At 62.7% G+C, this 14,772-nt stretch carries 14 protein-coding genes; 13 read left to right on the top strand and 1 reads right to left on the bottom strand.

Annotated elements, in window-relative coordinates; translation table 11 throughout:
* Nucleotides 1–170 precede the first annotated feature (170 nt).
* The gene (locus Q4P21_RS06180) at nucleotides 171–1,856 is read left to right on the top strand and encodes an APC family permease (protein WP_303387928.1); all 1,686 of its coding nucleotides are present in this window, start codon (nucleotides 171–173) and stop codon (nucleotides 1,854–1,856) included.
* Here Q4P21_RS06180 and Q4P21_RS06175 read toward each other — a convergent pair.
* Nucleotides 1,853–2,458: an acVLRF1 family peptidyl-tRNA hydrolase gene (locus Q4P21_RS06175; protein WP_303387927.1), complete on the bottom strand. Its 606-nt coding sequence runs from the start codon at nucleotides 2,456–2,458 to the stop codon at nucleotides 1,853–1,855. The genes Q4P21_RS06180 and Q4P21_RS06175 overlap by 4 nt on opposite strands.
* Before the next feature lie 73 nt (nucleotides 2,459–2,531).
* Between Q4P21_RS06175 and Q4P21_RS06170 the strand changes: the two genes are divergently transcribed.
* From Q4P21_RS06170 to Q4P21_RS06115, 12 genes are all read left to right on the top strand, one after another.
* Nucleotides 2,532–4,019 (top strand): replication-associated recombination protein A, encoded by a 1,488-nt coding sequence (locus Q4P21_RS06170; protein ID WP_303387926.1) that lies wholly within the window; start codon nucleotides 2,532–2,534, stop codon nucleotides 4,017–4,019.
* Nucleotides 4,020–4,292: 273 nt separating this feature from the next.
* Nucleotides 4,293–4,919 carry a 30S ribosomal protein S4 gene (gene rpsD, locus Q4P21_RS06165; RefSeq protein ID WP_110106405.1) on the top strand — a complete coding sequence of 209 codons (627 nt, stop codon included), beginning with the start codon at nucleotides 4,293–4,295 and terminating at the stop codon, nucleotides 4,917–4,919.
* A 284-nt stretch (nucleotides 4,920–5,203) separates the two neighbouring features.
* Entirely contained in the window at nucleotides 5,204–5,578 is a 375-nt protein-coding gene (locus tag Q4P21_RS06160) for a DUF948 domain-containing protein (protein ID WP_207343970.1), read from the top strand.
* Between the two features lie 38 nt (nucleotides 5,579–5,616).
* A complete protein-coding gene (locus tag Q4P21_RS06155) occupies nucleotides 5,617–5,850 on the top strand; it encodes a hypothetical protein (RefSeq protein ID WP_303387925.1) in 234 nt (77 codons plus the stop codon).
* Nucleotides 5,851–5,903: 53 nt separating this feature from the next.
* Nucleotides 5,904–8,585 carry an alanine--tRNA ligase gene (gene alaS, locus Q4P21_RS06150; RefSeq protein ID WP_303387924.1) on the top strand — a complete coding sequence of 894 codons (2,682 nt, stop codon included), beginning with the start codon at nucleotides 5,904–5,906 and terminating at the stop codon, nucleotides 8,583–8,585.
* Nucleotides 8,586–8,592: 7 nt separating this feature from the next.
* Nucleotides 8,593–9,183, top strand: coding sequence for a Holliday junction resolvase RuvX (ruvX, locus tag Q4P21_RS06145; protein ID WP_303387923.1), 591 nt, complete (start codon nucleotides 8,593–8,595; stop codon nucleotides 9,181–9,183).
* Nucleotides 9,180–10,412 carry an endolytic transglycosylase MltG gene (gene mltG, locus Q4P21_RS06140; RefSeq protein ID WP_303387922.1) on the top strand — a complete coding sequence of 411 codons (1,233 nt, stop codon included), beginning with the start codon at nucleotides 9,180–9,182 and terminating at the stop codon, nucleotides 10,410–10,412. Before ruvX ends, mltG begins: the two co-directional genes overlap by 4 nt.
* Complete coding sequence (locus Q4P21_RS06135; RefSeq protein WP_303387921.1) at nucleotides 10,413–11,324, top strand: shikimate dehydrogenase; 912 nt, start codon at nucleotides 10,413–10,415, stop codon at nucleotides 11,322–11,324. It begins immediately after the preceding gene.
* A gap of 5 nt (nucleotides 11,325–11,329) precedes the next feature.
* Entirely contained in the window at nucleotides 11,330–12,529 is a 1,200-nt protein-coding gene (gene aroC, locus Q4P21_RS06130; RefSeq protein ID WP_303387920.1) for a chorismate synthase, read from the top strand.
* Complete coding sequence (locus tag Q4P21_RS06125) at nucleotides 12,529–13,107, top strand: shikimate kinase (protein ID WP_303387919.1); 579 nt, start codon at nucleotides 12,529–12,531, stop codon at nucleotides 13,105–13,107. Before aroC ends, Q4P21_RS06125 begins: the two co-directional genes overlap by 1 nt.
* 2 nt (nucleotides 13,108–13,109) lie before the next feature.
* A complete protein-coding gene (gene aroB, locus Q4P21_RS06120) occupies nucleotides 13,110–14,213 on the top strand; it encodes a 3-dehydroquinate synthase (RefSeq protein ID WP_303387932.1) in 1,104 nt (367 codons plus the stop codon).
* A 1-nt stretch (nucleotide 14,214) separates the two neighbouring features.
* Entirely contained in the window at nucleotides 14,215–14,715 is a 501-nt protein-coding gene (locus tag Q4P21_RS06115) for a tetratricopeptide repeat protein (protein WP_303387918.1), read from the top strand.
* Nucleotides 14,716–14,772 lie beyond the last annotated feature (57 nt).

The raw sequence follows: 14,772 nt of genomic DNA, 5'->3' as shown, positions 1-14,772 counted from the left end.
CGTGCCCCGCAATCGACGTGAAGAACATGACGCATGTTCTCAACCATTGCCCAGACTTCCCTGTAGATCCTTTGGAATAAACCCCAGCCAACTCACTGACGACTGCCAGTAACAGGAGTAAAATTCGGCGTGAGGCGGCGCGCAAACCGCCGGAGGAGATGGATTTCAAGATGAGTGCATCAATCAATGGAAAGCCCGGAGGGTCCGTTCCGAAACAACAAGTAAAACTAAAGCGACACTTGGGCCCCATCGCCCTTTTGTTCACCGCAATCGGCTCGATCATCGGATCCGGCTGGTTGTTCGGAGCGTACAACGCATCCCAGATTGCCGGTCCGGCAGCAATCTTCTCTTGGCTGATCGCAGGAATCATGGTCCTGATGATCGGCCTTTGTTATGCCGAGCTGGGGCCCATGTTCCCGATCTCCGGGGGCGTCGTCCGCTATCCGCACCTGGTGTGGGGATCGTTCGCCAGCTACTCGCTCGGTTTCATCACGTGGGTGAGTTCCGCAGCCGTCCCGGCCATCGAAGTTGAGGGCGCGTTGACGTACGCCACGAAATTTGCTCCCTTCACCGAGGCGCAGCGGGTCTCCGGCATCACCGTTCACACCTTGACTCCGTTGGGCTTGCTGGTAGCAGTTGCCCTGATGGCCATCTTTGTGGTCATCAACTACTTTGGGGTGCTCCTGTTCGCCCAGATCAACAACGTCCTGGTGTGGTGGAAGCTGTTCATCATCCTGCTGGTCATCGCCGTATTTTTGGTGATGGCTTTTGGCACCACCCAAATGGGGAACATGGACAACTTCACCACACTGGGGTTCGCGCCTTCCGGCGCATCGGCTATCTTTACCTGCATCGCTACAGCGGGAATCACATTTTCCTACCTGGGCTTCCGGCAGGGCATTGAATTGGCCGGTGAAACGACCAACCCGAAGCGGAACATCCCCTTCGCCATCATTGGGTCGCTGACCATTACCGCCATCATCTACGCCCTGCTGCAGGTCGCCTTCACCTTGGGCATTCCTGAACACGTGCTGCAAAGTTCGGGCGCATGGTCGCACTTGACATTCACCAACGACGCCGGTCCGCTGGCTGCGCTGGCAACTCTCGGCGGGCTGACCTGGCTGGCATACCTGCTCTACGCCGACGCCATCATTTCCCCCACCGACACCGGCCTGATCTACACCACCATTGCCGCCAGGGTTTCCTACGCCCAGGGCCGCAACGGCAACGCCCCCCGCTGGCTGGCAACCACCAACCGCCACGGCGTGCCCCACTGGAGCCTGTTCCTGACGTTCATTGTGGGTTTGATCATGTTCCTACCGTTCCCCAGCTGGCAGCAGTTGGTCGGCTTCATCACCTCCGCCACTGTCCTGTCCTTCGGTTCAGGTCCGCTGGTGGTGGCTGCGCTGCGCCGCCAGATGGGCGACCACGTGCGCCCGTTCAAGCTGCCCGGCGGCTACACCATCCCGTTGATCGCGTTCTACTGCGCCAATTTGATCGTGTTCTGGGGCGGTTGGGCCGTCAACTTCAAGATCTTCATCACCATCCTGCTTGGCTACATCCTGTTGGTCGTTTTCCAATTCACCGGAGACCGCAGCATCAAGCCAAAGCTGGACTTCAAGGCCGGCGCCTTGTGGCTGGTCCCATGGCTGGTCCTAGTGGGGCTGCAAAGCTGGCTGATGGATCCAACCAGCCACCCGGACCTGTTCTGGTGGGCATTCATCACCAACGCCGTTATTGCCGTGGTGGTCTTCTTCATCGCCTTGTGGGCCCACCTGCCGCTGGAGAAGGTGCAGCACTATATCGAGGAAGCTGAGGAGGAAGCCCGGGAGGAAGGCCCGGGCGTGACGGTTTAGCCGCTAGTGTCGAGAATCCTGACACGGATGGCACAAAAGTCCGCTGCCGCCCGTGTCAGGACCGCCATGCTGGGGTCGGTGACAGCCAGCGGCGCCAGCCGTGGCAGGGAGGAATATTTACGCAGTACGGGGGAGCCCAGTGTCTGCTCAACGAGCTGTTTATCCCCTCCCGTTGCCAGGTATTCAAAGCCATGGCCGGCAAATATTCGTTCGGCTTTGGCGCCAACACGCTCGACGACGGCCGCCGCCTGGTTTCCCCCGCGCGAACGCGCCGACACGCTGCCCACCTTATGGGCCAGGAGCTTCCCGCCCGAGGCAACGCCCACCGCGTAGCCGCCGCGTCGCACCAGCACCAGAGCAAACCGGCGTTCCTGCGCGGCCAGGGACTCGAGACGCTCTAGCAGGTCGGTGCCGCGTCCCGGCCGCCCGTCGTCGGGCCAGGGAGGGCTCAGCAAAGCGGACGAGCCGTCATGCGTGGTGAGCAGCACGCCGTCGTCGGTGTCCTCGATGGAGGCCAGGCCGCCATGGGCGGCGGCAAAACGTTCCACCCAGCCGGGCAGCCGGTCTGGGGTGAGAAAAGTGGTGCGCGTAGTTACCTTCACGCTGCAAGACTAGCCGCCACTGGCAACGGCGCCCCGGTGCACCGGTGTCGGCGGGTGGGGATAGCCTAGAGGGGTGAGCGACCTTTTTAGCAGCGTCTATGACGGCGACGACGCGGACGACGACGGCAGCCTCACCTTTGGTGGCGCACAGGGCGGGCAGCCCTCACGCCCGCGCAGCCCCCTAGCCGTGCGCATGCGCCCACGAACAGTGGACGAGGTGGTGGGCCAGCAGCATCTGCTCGGTGCCGGATCACCGCTGCAGATGTTGGCAGCCGGCGGCAGCGCCGGGGGAGCGGCGGGGCCGGCGTCCGTGATGCTCTGGGGGCCTCCAGGGACGGGGAAAACCACGCTCGCCCACGTGATCGCACGTGGGCCTGGACGGAAGTTCGTGGAGCTCTCCGCCATCACCGCCGGAGTCAAGGACGTTCGCCGGGTCATGGACCAGGCCCTCACCGACAGGGACCTGCACGGCCGGACCACCATTTTGTTCCTGGATGAGATTCACCGCTTCAACAAGGCCCAGCAGGATGCGCTGCTGCCGGGAGTGGAAAACCGTTGGGTGGTGTTGATTGCCGCAACGACAGAGAACCCGTCATTTTCCGTGGTGGCGCCGCTGCTATCCCGTTCGATTCTGCTCACACTCAAACCACTCACCAACCAGGACATCCAGGGCCTGCTGGAGCGCGCCGTCACCGACCAGCGTGGCCTTGACAGTCTTGTCACCGTCACCGACGAGGCCATGGACCACCTCGTCCGGCTCGCCGCCGGTGATGCCCGCCGCGCGCTGACCACCCTCGAAGCTGCAGCCGGTGTTGCGCTTTCGGAGACTAGCAACGCCGGTAGCGGCCAGCCGGACACAAGCCAGCCGGACACCGACGGCGGACGTGAACCTGCCGTGATTGACCTTGCCATTGCCGAGCGTGCCATTGACGCCGCCGCGGTGCGTTACGACAAGGCGGGGGACCAGCATTACGACATCATCAGTGCCTTCATCAAGTCGGTCCGCGGCTCCGACGTCGACGCGGCACTGCACTACCTGGCCCGCATGCTCGAGGCCGGGGAAGACCCGCGCTTCATCAGCCGGCGCATCATGATTTCCGCCTCCGAGGATGTCGGCATGGCCGATCCCACAGCGTTGCAAACAGCCGTGGCAGCGGCGCAAGCTGTGGCGTTGATCGGCATGCCCGAGGCGCGGATCATCCTGGCCCAAGCCGTGGTCCACGTGGCCACTGCGCCTAAATCCAACGCCTCCTACAACGGGATCAACGCAGCCGTTGCCGACGTGCGGGCCGGGCTCGGCTCCACTGTCCCGCCACCGCTGCGCGATGCCCACTATGCCGGTTCGGCTGGTTTGGGACACGGCAAGGGCTACATCTATTCACATGATTCACCGCACTCGATCGCCACCCAGCAGTACCCGCCGGATGACCTGGTGGGCCGCAACTACTACGCCCCCACGGCCAACGGCTTCGAACGCGACCTCGGTGTGCGTGTGGATAGGTTGCGGGGGCTTATTCGCGGCACCGGCGACGGGCCTAAGTCCAAGCCCCCGGCGAAATAACTCTCCCGGGGCAAAGCGCCGCTGGCGGCGCCAAACTGCCGTTCTGCACCCTTGGGCCAAATAGTTTCCGGCCGGAATGTGGTGGTAGAGTTGATGCCGCACTGGCAAGCCTTGGCTCCATGCGCAATATAAAGCTCAAACGGCGCGTATTTCCGCGCCTTCTGGCCACCTTTTTGTTCATGCCCAGGTGCTGTAGCGATGGGTGGCAATAGCCCCAACTCTCCACAATGGAGGCCAGGACACATACATATTGCACATATTGGAAGGACACAAGTGGCTAACAACACACGTGCCCGCCGGCAGGCCCGCCTTTCGCGGTCCCTCGGCATTGCTCTGACTCCCAAGGCCGCCAAGTACCTGGAGCGCCGCCCGTACGGCCCCGGTGAGCATGGCCGCGCCCGCAAGAAGCAGGACAGCGACTACGCAGTACGCTTGCGCGAAAAGCAGCGTCTGCGCGCCCAGTACGGCATCCGCGAAGCACAGATGACCCGTGCCTTCGAAGAAGCCAAGCACACCAAGGGCATGACCGGTGAAAACCTGGTCGAGATCTTGGAAAGCCGTTTGGACGCCCTGGTTTTGCGTGCAGGCTTCGCCCGCACCACCGCCCAGGCACGCCAGCTGGTTGTGCACCGCCACATCATGGTTGACGGCGCCCGCGTGGACCGCCCGTCCTTCCGCGTTGCCGAGGGTCAGCTGATCCACGTGCACCCGCGCAGCCAGACCATGGTTCCGTTGCAGCTTGCAGCAGCCGGCGCCCACCGCGACGTGCTCCCCGCCGTCCCGGCCTACTTGGATGTGAAGCTGGAGAGCCTGCAGGCCCGCCTGGTTCGCCGTCCCAAGCGCGTTGAGGTTCCCGTAACCTGTGAAGAGCAGCTGGTCGTCGAATTCTACTCACGCTAAAACTCTTTAGCGTGATGTGGGGCTCGAGTATCTCGCAGCCTGACAACACAAAACAGCCCGTGGCCTCCGCTGCGGGCTGTTTTGCCGTTAACGCCGGAGAAATCTGGATAAATCACGTCAAATCCGGCCAAAGTCAGCCAATGCCCTCCAAAGCCGCCCAACATAGGCGATTTTTTGGACTAAGGTGTTTTGGGACGTAGTGCGTGCCTGACAGGACACGGCTGAAGAAGCACTGCCAAGAACGTATGACAAGCCAACGAGTAAGGAATAGAGGCGGCACTCACATGAGCGGTGGCGATATTGCAGGATTGATCGCGGCAGGAGTCTTTGCCGTCTTAGTGGCCTTGTTGGCCGTGCCCATTTTCAAACTCGGCAAGGTTTTCGATGAAATCCGTGTCACCATCAAGCAGATCGGCGATGGCACCACGCCGCTGATCGACGAGGTCACCGCCACGGTGGCCACCACCAACACCCAGCTGGGCAAAGTGGACGGTATCTCCAATAACGTCTCCGATGCAACAGCCAATATTTCGGCACTCTCAGCCCTGGTGGCCGCCACCATCGGCTCACCGCTGATCAAGGTGGCAGCGTTTAGCTATGGCGTGCGCCAAGCTGTTGCCAGCCGCAGCAAACCGGCCCGTGGCCGGCGCAGCCGCTAAAGAAACGCCACCCTAGGACACCTAAGGACTAAGTACCCATGAAGAAGATCTTTTGGCTTGGCGTCGGCATCACCATCGGCGTTATCGCCGCACGCAAAATTGCTGCAGCCAAGGGGGCCATTGGGCCCGAGGGCCTCAACCGTGCCGTGGGACGCGTTACCGACGCTGTCCACGACTTCGCTGACGCGCTGCGTGAGAACATGAATGAGCGCGAAAACGATTTACGGATGGCTCTGGGCATCGACCAGGCTCCTGATGAGGCACGCCACTAATACACCTGCTGCACTTTTTGCCCGCTAGAACAATTGAAGGAGCCACCAGGCTAATGAAGTCCCATGAAATAGCACGCCGCTGGGTTGAGTTTTTTGTCAGCAAGGGACACACCCCCGTGCCGTCGGCGTCCCTGGTGTCCTCGGATCCGTCCCTGTTGTTCACAGTCGCCGGCATGGTGCCCTTCATCCCTTACCTGACAGCCCGGGAAGTGCCGCCCTACAAGAGGGCCACCAGCGTGCAAAAGTGCATCCGCACCGGCGACATCGACGAAGTCGGCAAGACCGTTCGCCACGGCACGTTCTTCCAAATGTGCGGAAACTTCTCCTTTGGCGACTACTTCAAGGAAACCGCCATTCCCTACGCGTGGGAACTGCTGACCACCCCCGTGGCGGACGGAGGCTTCGGCCTGCCCGTGGACCGCCTGTGGGTAACGGTTTACAACGAGGATGACGAAGCGCTGTCGATCTGGCGGGACAAAGTGGGCGTTCCTGAGGACCGCATCCAGCGCATTGGCAAGGAAGACAACTACTGGTCCACCGGCCAGCCTGGCCCTGCCGGTCCCTGCTCCGAGATCTTCTACGACCGCGGCCCGCAGTATGGGATCGAGGGGGGCCCGGTGGCCGATGAAACCCGTTACATCGAGATCTGGAACCTCGTGTTCATGCAGTACCAGATCGACAACGTCACCTCGAAGGTCGACTTCGACGTGGTGGGCGAGCTGCCCAACAAGAACATTGACACAGGCCTTGGCCTGGAACGCCTTGCCATGATCCTGCAGGGTGTGGAGAACATGTACGAGACGGACCAGGTCCGTCCCGTGCTTGATATGGCCGCGAAGGTCTCCGGCAAGACCTACACCTCCACCGAAGACCCTGCAGACCCGCACCACGTCGACGACGTACGCATGCGCGTTGTTGCCGACCACATCCGCTCCTCGCTGATGCTGATCTCCGACGGCGTGACCCCCTCCAACGAAGGCCGCGGCTATGTGCTGCGCCGCCTCATCCGCCGTGCCGTACGGGCGATGCGCCTGCTCGGCGTTGAAACGGCCGTGCTCCCGGAACTGCTGCCCGTCTCCCGCGACGCCATGAAGGGTGCCTACCCGGAGGTGGAGACCGACTTCGCCAGGATTTCACGCATCGCCTACGCCGAGGAGCGCTCCTTCCTGCGCACCATCGCCAGCGGAACCGCGCGTTTGGAAGAGGCCGTGAAGGAGTCCAAGGCTGCCAAGACGAACCTTTCCGGGGCCGAGGCATTTGCCTTGCATGACACGTACGGCTTCCCGATCGACCTCACCCTTGAAATGGCGGGAGAGGCCGGACTGGCCGTGGATGAGGCCGGCTTCCGCGCCCTGATGCTTGAGCAGCGCCAGCGTGCACAAAGAGACTCCAAGGCTAAAAAGAGCGGCCACGCCGACCTCTCCGTGTTCCATGAACTGCTGGCCCAAGGCGAGACCATCTTCACTGGCTACACCGAGTTGGAGGGGCAGGGACGTGTGCGTTCCATCCTTTCCAACGGGCATGCGGTGGCACACGCTTCAACCGGGGATGAAATTTCCCTCGTCCTGGATGAAACCCCCTTCTATGCCGAGGCAGGCGGCCAGGCAGCCGACACGGGTCTGATCACTGGCGACGGCTTCGTCGTCGAGGTCCTGGACGTCCAACGCCCTGTCAAGGGGCTGAGTGTGCACAAGGCGATCGTGCGTGAAGGTGAACTGCCAGCAGATGCCTTGGTGCGGGCCGCCGTCGACCGTGAACGCCGCCACGCGGCAGAACAGGCGCACACGGGAACGCACATTGTGCACGCTGCCCTCCACCAGATCCTGGGCCCGGAGGCGCTGCAACGCGGCTCTTTCAACAAGGCCGGCTACCTGCGCTTTGACTTTGCCTGGGGTGAAGGGCTGAGTGCAGCGACCCGTTCGGAGATCGAGGAAGTCTCCAACATCGCCATCCGCAACAACTACCGCGTCGACACCAAGATCATGGACCTGGACGCTGCCAAGGCGCTGGGCGCCATGGCCCTGTTCGGTGAAAACTACGGTTCCGAAGTGCGTGTGGTGGAGATCGACGGCGCCTGGTCGCGTGAGCTCTGCGGCGGCACGCACGTGGAGAGCACCTCCAACATTGGTTCGCTGACCCTGCTTGGCGAGCAGTCGGTGGGCTCAGGCAACCGCCGCGTTGAAGCCTTTGTGGGCATGGATGCGTTCCGCCATCTGGCCGCTGAGCGTGCACTGGTGAGCGAGCTGAGCGACATGTTCAAGGTTCCGGCCAATCTCCTGCAGGAACGCGTAGCTGCAACCTTGGCCAAGTTGAAGGCCGCCGAGAAGGAACTCGAACGCCTGCGCAAGGAATCCTTGGGCGCTGTGGCCGCAAGTCTTGCAGGCACGGCCGTTGACGCCAACGGTGTGCGCCTGATTGTGCACAACGCCGGTGAGGTCAACGGGGCTGATGATCTGCGGGCACTTGCCCTTGACTTGCGTAACCGGCTCGGCTCGGCCGCCTCCGTCGTGGCAGTGGCCGGTGCCTCCAACGGACGTCCGGTCATCCTCGTGGTCACCAACGAAGCCTCCCGCGAAGCCGGGATCAAGGCCGGAAACCTCGTGAAACTGGCCTCCGGCATTCTCGGTGGCGGTGGCGGCGGCAAGCCGGACATGGCCCAGGGCGGTGGAAGCGACGTCAAGGCCATTGACGCCGCACTGTCCGCCATTGCCGATGCCGTGAAAACACGACCCTAGGCGCCTCGTGTCCGAAAATAGTTACCCGCAGGGGGCCAAACTGGGCGTGGACGTGGGAATGGTCCGCGTGGGTCTGGCCTCCTGCGACCCGGATGGAATTCTTGCGACGCCGGTCAAGACGCTGAGCAGGGATGAAAAGAGGAACAGCGACGTGAGGATCGTCGTGAAAGAGGCCGCAGCACGCGGCGTCTGCCAGATCTTCGTCGGACTGCCCCGCACGCTCAAGGGGGAGGAAAAAGCTTCGGCGCAGATGGCGCGGCACTACGCTGACATCCTTGTCGCCTTGCTGCAGGCCGCTGACATGGACGTGCCCGTGCACCTCATCGACGAGCGTTTGACCACCGTTAGCGCCCACCAAGCGCTGCGCAGCGCTGGCATGGACACCCGTGAACACCGTAAAGTAGTAGACCAAGTGGCTGCTGTGGAAATTCTGCAGCACGCCATTGACATGCAAAAGGCGCGCAAGGCCGACGTCGGCTCTCGTGTGCGTGCACCCAGAACTGGTGTCGTGGGGACTGCCGGATCATCGAAAAATGAAGAGGTTTCCACCATTTCCACGCCTGCCAGCGTGCCTGACGAAACGACGACGGCACCATGAGTGAACATTTCCCCGGCCACGCCGCTGCCGAGCCTGAGTTTGAACATGAGCCCGAGGGTGGGCAAGAGGCCGCCCACGAGCACGAGGATTCTGCCGAGTTTATCCACGGTGAAGCAGGTGAATATGCGGTGCCCTCGGCTTCACGCCGGGGCACCCGCGTGTCCAAACGTGTGCGCAAGCGCCGCCGCAGCCTGGCATTTTTGATTGTGTTGATCTTTTTTGCCGTTGTTGTGTACTTCGCTGTGCAGACAATCAAACCCATGCTGGGCGGCTTTACGGTTCCGGACTACCCGGGCCCCGGCATCACTGCAGTGAAAGTTGTTGTTCCCGAGGGTGCCACGGGACGCACTGTGGCCACGGAGCTGAAGACCCAGGATGTTGTCGCCAGCGAGCAGGCTTTCCTTGACGCGCTGAAGGCTGCGAACGGCACTGGTTCCCTGCAGCCAGGCACGTTCAACATGAAGACACAGATGAAGGCCGCCGATGCCGTCACCATCTTGATGGAGGTCAGCAACGACAAGGTTCACTACGCTGCCGTGGCACAGAACCTGCGCATCAATGACACCTTGGCCGTTTTGGCGAAGAGCACGGGCATCCCGTTGGCGGAATTTGCGGCGTTGTCCAAGCAGCCTGGACTGTTTGAACTGCCCAAGCAGGCGAAAAACCTTGAGGGATACCTGGCGCCGGGGGAGTACAAATTCCCGATCGAGCTTGACGCCAAGGGCGTTTTGGCCGAAATGGTTGCAGCCACGAAAAAGTCCCTCGTGGATGCCGGCGTGACCACCCCGGACGAGCAGTACAGGATCCTGACCATCGCCAGCATCATTGAGTTTGAAGGCAATGAGGCGAACTACGCCAAGATTTCCGGAGCCATTGAAAACCGGATCAACAATCCGAACGGTGAAACGGGCGGCCGGTTGGAATCCGATGCCACCGTGGCCTATGGCCTTGGCGTGAAAACGTACAACATCACGGCGGAAGAGAAAGCGGACAAGTCGAATCTGTACAACACATTCGCCAACCCCGGCCTCCCCGTTGGTCCGATCGGCTCCCCCGGCACCAAGGCCATTGCGGCCGCTGCGCACCCCGTCGCCAACCCGTACTACTTCTGGGTGACGGTGAACCTGAAGACCGGTGAAACACTGTATGCCGCCACCTTCGCCCAGCACCAAGTCAACGTGGCCAAGTATGTTGCATGGTGTGGTGCGAACCCGGGAGAGTGCAAATAATTGAAGAACCTGCTTCAGGGAGCGGTGTTGGGGCACCCCATTGGGCACTCCAAATCACCGACCCTGCACAACGCCGCCTACCAGGTCCTGGGGGCGCAATTTAGCTACACGGCCATTGACATCCAGGTTCCGGAATTGGCCGATTTCCTGGGTCGAGTCCGCAGAGAAGGCAACTGGTATGGCCTGTCAGTGACCATGCCGTTGAAGAACGCGGCCGTGGATCTGCTGGATGAGCTCAGTCCCGTGGCGGCGGCGTTGGGTTCGGTGAACACCATCGTGTGCACGCGAACACCCGACGGCGGCACCCACCTGCGCGGGGACAACACCGACGTGCAGGGGATCGTGAACGCGCTGCTCCACGCCGGTGTTCGGGAGCGCCCGCGTGCGGCCATACTGGGCGGCGGGGGAACGGCTGTTTCCGCCGTGGCCGCACTGGCCCAGCTGGGAGCCTCGGAGGTGGTGGTGTTTGTGCGCAACCCTGCCAAAGCAGCCGATGTCCTGGACGTGGCAGCGAAAGTCAACGTTCGTGCCACACTGGCGCCCTTTGAAGGTGCCGCAGAAGCGCTGGGCGGGTTCGACGTCGTCATTTCCACGCTCCCGCCACATGGTGCCGACGCTCTTGCCGGGGCCATCGCAGCGCAGGACAAACAGGTGGACGGGGCAGTGCTGCTCGACGTTGCCTACGACCCCTGGCCCAGTGCGCTGGCGTCAGCGTGGCAGGGGTGTGCAGGGACGGTGGTGGCCGGCATTGAGATGCTTTTGTATCAGGGTGTTGAACAAGTCAAGCTGTTTGTCCAGGCCGGAGGATACGGCACACTGGCAACAGAGAAGCAAGGGGACGTCATCAATGTGATGTGCGACGCAATTGGCGTCGACAGGCGGAATCCCCACGAACAGAACATGGCAGGATAGAGAGTATGTTGCGTTGGTTGACCGCCGGAGAATCACATGGCCCGGCACTCGTTGGAATTATTGAAGGCGTGCCCGCCGGTGTGGAGCTTACGAGCGCCCACATCAGGGACGCCCTGGCGCGCCGTCGGCTGGGCTACGGCCGCGGTGCCCGGATGAAGTTTGAACAGGACGTGGTGACGATCCTTGGCGGTGTGCGCCACGGACTGACCCAGGGCGGGCCGGTCGCCATTCAGATCGCCAACTCCGAATGGCCCAAGTGGGAGCAGATCATGTCTGCTGACCCCGTGGATGAATCCGAGCTGGCCAACCAGGCCCGTAATGCTCCGCTGACGCGTCCGCGCCCGGGCCACGCCGACTTTACCGGCATGCAAAAATATGGGTTTACCGAGGCGCGGCCTGTGCTGGAGCGCGCCAGCGCCCGCGAAACCGCCACCCGTGTGGCGCTCGGTGCGGTGGCTGCGCAGATGCTGGCCGCCGTCGGCGTTGAACTGGTCAGCCACACCGTGCAGATCGCCGGTGTTGCCTCACCCGAACATGCAGCCTTGCCGGTGTTAAGCGACGTCGGCGCCCTTGATGCAGATCCGCTGCGCTGCTTTGACGCGGCAACTTCGGCCGCCATGGTCGTAGAGGTTGACACTGCCCAGAAGCAGGGCGAAACCCTCGGCGGCGTGGTTGAGGTGCTGGCCTACAACCTGCCGCCCGGACTGGGCAGCTACGTGCACTGGGACAGGCGCCTGGACTCGCGTCTGGCCGGAGCCCTCATGGGCATCCAGGCCATCAAGGGCGTGGAAGTCGGGGACGGCTTTGCCACAGCGGCCCGCCGCGGCTCAGCAGCTCACGACGAAATCGTCCGCGATGCGGAAGGGCGCATCACCCGCACCTCCAACCGTGCAGGTGGCATTGAGGGCGGTATGAGCATTGGCGACGTGCTGCGCGTGCGTGCGGCCATGAAGCCCATTGCCACCGTCCCGCGAGCCTTGAAGACCATTGACGTGGCCACCGGCGAACCGGCCAAGGCGCACCACCAGCGCTCCGACGTGTGCGCTGTTCCGGCAGCCGGGGTGGTCGCTGAGGCCATGACAGCCCTGGTGCTGGCCGAAGCCCTCGTGGAAAAGTTCGGCGGGGACTCCATCGCGGAAACGCGGCGGAACATGGAAAGCTACCTGGCAGCCATCCCTGCCAACCTGGATACGCTGGGTCACTGATGAAGACGGGCAGGGATCCGGCCGGGGTGCCGGAGTTCACGCCCCACCGGCCCATCGTCATGATCGGCCCCATGGCTGTTGGAAAATCCGTGATCGGCGCGGAATTGGCCCGTGTACTGGGCGTGGAATTCATTGACTCGGACCAGAAGATCGTGGCCAAGCACGGCCCGGTGCCGCGGATCTTCGCAGCCAAGGGTGAACACCACTTTCGCCAGCTTGAAGCGAAGACCATTGCTGCGGTGCTGGATTCGCCCAAACCCAAGCCGGTGGTTTTATCCCTCGGTGGGGGAGCGGTGCTGGATTCAGGTACGCAGCAGCTACTCGCCAAGGCCACTGTGATTTTTCTTCGGGCAGACATTGACACGGTGCGCGAACGCATCACCCGCAACACCGGGCGCCCGCTGCTGGCAGCGGACCCCGTGGGTACTTGGCAGCGCCTGGCCGCCGCCCGGGGCCCCGTGTATGACCGACTGGCCGACATCACACTCGATGTGAGCCGCTCCAATGTGCCGCAGCTTGTTGTGCGGCTGATCGAGCAGCTTGCAGACGCTTCAAGGAAAGAGAATTTGCAACCGTGAACATTGAAAATACAGCAGCAGCCACTACCACGGTCATCAAGGTCACCGGCGCGTTGCCGCAGGAAAATTACGACGTCGTCGTGGGCCGCGGCTTGTTGGCGCAACTCCCAGCGCTGCTGGGTGAGCGGGTCAAAAAAGTCCTCGTCATCCACCCCCGCGCGCTGCGCCTGACAGGTGACACGGTCCGTGAAGACCTGGCCGCAGCTGGTTTCACTGCTCTGACGGCGGAGATTCCCGACGCTGAAGAGGGCAAGCACATTGAGGTGGCGTCCTTCTGCTGGCAGGTTCTGGGCCAGAACGACTTCACCCGCTCAGACGCCGTCGTGGCCGTCGGCGGAGGTGCCGTGACCGACGTCGCCGGTTTCGTTGCTGCAACCTGGTTGCGTGGTGTCAAAGTGGTGCACCTGCCCACGTCACTGCTGGGCATGGTGGATGCGGCAGTGGGCGGCAAGACGGGCATCAACACTGCCGAAGGCAAGAACCTGGTGGGTGCGTTCCACCCGCCGGCAGGGGTGCTGGTGGACCTCGACACGCTGGACACGCTGCCGCCCAACGAGCTGATCTCCGGCATGGCCGAAGTGGTCAAGTGCGGCTTTATCGCCGATCCCGTCATTCTGGACCTGATTGAGGCCAACCCTGAGGCCGTGAAGGACCCGAAGTCGCCGGTGCTGCGGGAATTGATCGAGCGTGCCATCGCCGTGAAGGCACGGGTGGTTTCAGAAGATCTGAAGGAATCGGGCCTGCGCGAGATCCTGAACTACGGGCACACCCTGGGCCACGCCATCGAATTGACTGAGCGCTACTCGTGGCGCCACGGGGCTGCCGTGTCGGTGGGCATGATGTTTGCCGCCGAGCTTGCCCGCAGCGTGGGGCGGCTCAGCGACGAAGACGCAGACCGTCACCGCAGCATTCTTGACCTACTCGGGCTGCCCCTGAGCTACCGCCGCGACCGCTGGCAGGCGCTGCTGGATGGAATGCGACGCGACAAGAAATCACGCGGGGACCTGTTGCGGTTCGTAGTCCTTGACGGCATTGGCCGCCCCGGTATTTTGGACGTGCCTGACACCTCCTTACTTTTTGCCGCCTATCAGGAGATAGCGTCCTAGCATGGGACTGAAGGATTGGCCCTCAGCTGGTTTCCCCGGCACAGCTGTAAACCCGGACACGTTGCTGGCTGAGGTCGTTGACGCCGAGGCCTGTGACGAGGCCCTTGCACAAACAACAGATCCGGCGGACAAGATCTTCGTGCTGCTGGCCCGCGGTCGAACTGCCGAGGCTGCCGAAGCCGCCGCCGACGCGCGCCTCACGGACCCCGAATCCGTCCGGCTGCAGGTTCTGGACGCTGAAGTGCTGCGGTCCAACCGGAACTTCGAGCGGGCTGAGAATATTCTGCGCGGCATCCTGCCCACCGTCGCAGGGCTGCCGACAGAACCGTGGGTGCTTCAACAAATCGGCAAGGTGCTCTTCAGTAGCGGCCAGTTTGATGCGGCGGCCAAGAGCTTTGCAGCCGCGCTGGAACTGCGGGTCGCGGCCGGGCACGACGCCACGGCCATCTATTCGGCCACGGTGTCGTTGAAGCGTGCGCTTGACCAGGCCGAACGAGGCTAATCCCCGCCTGCTCCCCAGCCTCGTGCCTCGCCCGGGGCCCCTCGCAGACGTGGGCCC

The sequence above is a fragment of the Arthrobacter sp. genome (genome assembly GCF_030540645.1).
Classification (GTDB): Bacteria; Actinomycetota; Actinomycetes; order Actinomycetales; family Micrococcaceae; genus Specibacter.
Note: the sequence above shows the minus strand (reverse complement) of the source record. Positions and strands in the feature narration are given on the sequence as shown.

What these genes read in the sequence shown, in the direction of transcription:
- Q4P21_RS06180 (WP_303387928.1), top strand. Translation starts at nt 171, where the DNA reads ATGAGTGCATCAATCAATGGAAAGCCCGGAGGGTCCGTTCCGAAACAA.
- Q4P21_RS06160 (WP_207343970.1), top strand. Translation starts at nt 5,204, where the DNA reads ATGAGCGGTGGCGATATTGCAGGATTGATCGCGGCAGGAGTCTTTGCC.
- Q4P21_RS06155 (WP_303387925.1), top strand. Translation starts at nt 5,617, where the DNA reads ATGAAGAAGATCTTTTGGCTTGGCGTCGGCATCACCATCGGCGTTATC.
- alaS (WP_303387924.1), top strand. Translation starts at nt 5,904, where the DNA reads ATGAAGTCCCATGAAATAGCACGCCGCTGGGTTGAGTTTTTTGTCAGC.
- mltG (WP_303387922.1), top strand. Translation starts at nt 9,180, where the DNA reads ATGAGTGAACATTTCCCCGGCCACGCCGCTGCCGAGCCTGAGTTTGAA.
- aroC (WP_303387920.1), top strand. Translation starts at nt 11,330, where the DNA reads ATGTTGCGTTGGTTGACCGCCGGAGAATCACATGGCCCGGCACTCGTT.
- Q4P21_RS06125 (WP_303387919.1), top strand. Translation starts at nt 12,529, where the DNA reads ATGAAGACGGGCAGGGATCCGGCCGGGGTGCCGGAGTTCACGCCCCAC.
- Q4P21_RS06115 (WP_303387918.1), top strand. Translation starts at nt 14,215, where the DNA reads ATGGGACTGAAGGATTGGCCCTCAGCTGGTTTCCCCGGCACAGCTGTA.